Here is a 1777-nt window from a genome sequence, read left to right as displayed (position 1 = left end):
CTCTTGGGTGCTCCACCCGGGGACGGGGCGGGCGGGTCGGGTCACCCGTGCCCCGTCCCCGGATGCCGTTCATGCGGCGTTCGGGCTCACGTCCGCGGCGGTAAGCGGGCGCCGGAGAGCGGGAGTTGTCGCGTACTCATCGGCGCCGATGTCGCGCGCGCTGCCGCGCTTGTCCCCGTCGATGTCATCGGCCACGGCCGCGCTGCCCAGCGTGGCGGCGCCGATCGCCGGGCTTCCCGCCGACAGCCGCAGGACACCGTCCTGGCCCCGGACGAGCCGGGGATCGGCCCGGGTGAAGCCGCCGGAGGGGATGTTGCCGTGGGTGGCACTGCCCCACACCATGTTGGTCTGCCAGGTGAAGCGGGTGGTGGCTCCCATCGCGACGAGGCTGCCGGAGTTGCCGACCAGCAGGTTGTCGGCGACGACCACGTCCCGCGGCTCGTACTTCCGGTTCTCGCCCACGAGCGTTTTAGCGTTGTTCACCAGGGAGTTGTGCACGATCACCGCGCGGTCGCACGCGTCGTTCCCCCGTCTCTCGGTCTCCGTCTCACCCGAGTTGTGGTCGCGCGTGGATCCGCTGCCGATCACCAGAGCATCGCCCGACAGGCCGCTGAGGTAGTTGTTGACGATAAGGTGGTCGTTTCCGTAAAGGCGTATGCCGGCTTTGCCGTCGAGCAGGTAGTTGCCCTCCACCCGGTTGCGGTTGCCGTGTCGCAGCACGATCCCGCCGAGGCTGTTACGGATGGTGTTGTACCGGACGATGTTGTTCGAGGACTTCACCGAGATGGTCTCGGGGTCGCCGTTGCAGCGCTCGAACAGGTTGTACTCCACCTTCGCCTCGGCGCCGGACAGCGCCCGGCTACTGACTCCGAGCCGGATCGGCTCGCCGCCGTTGGACCCGGCGAAGCTGTGGTCGGAGAAGTGGTTCCTGAAGATGTGCAGGTTCCGGGCCATGGCGGTCGAGCCGGAGCCGCCGGGGCCGTCGAGGACGATGAAGATGCCGGCGGTGGTCTTGTCGTGGAAGTGGTTCCTGTCGATCTTCGTGTCGTCCGCCCGCACGACGACCCAGTCCAGGTCGCCGTTGTTCGCGAACTGGAAGTCGTTGCGGGTCAGCCGGATCGACGAGCAGTTCGCCGGGATCTGCATCGAGGTGCTCTGGCGGAAGGAGAAACCACTGATGATGATGTTGCTCGAATTGCTCAGGACGAAGCCCTGTTGGCCGCGCAGCACCACGCCGCCGCCGGTCCTGGAGACGATGCTGATCGGCGCGGCGCTGGTCCCGTTCTTGCCGGAAATCTTGATCGAGCTCCCCGACGGCACGGTGTAGGTGCCGTCGGCGACGACGATGCGGTCCCCGGGTGCGGCCCCGTTGATCGCTTTCTGGAGTTCGGCCAGGGAGGCGACCGGTAGTTCGGCCGCCGATGCCCTCCTCGACAGCGAGGGGACGAGGGGCACGGCGACGAGTGCTGCCACCGCGGTGCTTCTGAGGAACGTGCGTCGTTGCATGGTGCCTCCTGTGCAGAGGGGAACGTACCGGCGGATCCTGGGTCCTGGCCCTCCGGGGTGCGGACGGGTGCGGACAGGTGCGCTCAGCGGGCCTGCGGGCCGACGTCTGCCGGAGTCAGCGGAGCGCGTCTCGGTGCCCGACGGGAGTATTCGTCCGCGCCCACGTCCCGGGCCCGGCCGCGCGGCTGCCCGTCGATGTCGTGGGTGATGCGCGGCCACCGGAGCGTTCCGGCGTTGATCGCCGGGCTGTCGGCGGCCGGCCGGACGATGC

The 1777-nt window shown here is 68.8% G+C and carries 2 protein-coding genes; both read right to left on the bottom strand.

What is annotated here, in order from left to right; translation table 11 throughout:
• Nucleotides 1-69 precede the first annotated feature (69 nt).
• Entirely contained in the window at nucleotides 70-1506 is a 1437-nt protein-coding gene (locus tag ACWGIG_RS38750) for a chondroitinase-B domain-containing protein (RefSeq protein ID WP_453326423.1), read from the bottom strand.
• Between the two features lie 83 nt (nucleotides 1507-1589).
• The coding region (locus tag ACWGIG_RS38745; RefSeq protein WP_453326422.1) for a choice-of-anchor Q domain-containing protein at nucleotides 1590-1777 on the bottom strand (188 nt) is incomplete at its 5' end.

This window comes from Streptomyces sp. NPDC054863, assembly GCF_053610825.1.
This window is presented reverse-complemented; position numbering and strand designations above follow the sequence as displayed.

Excerpts from the sequence above, each read along its gene's own strand:
- ACWGIG_RS38750 (WP_453326423.1), bottom strand. The coding sequence starts at position 1,506 with ATGCAACGACGCACGTTCCTCAGAAGCACCGCGGTGGCAGCACTCGTC.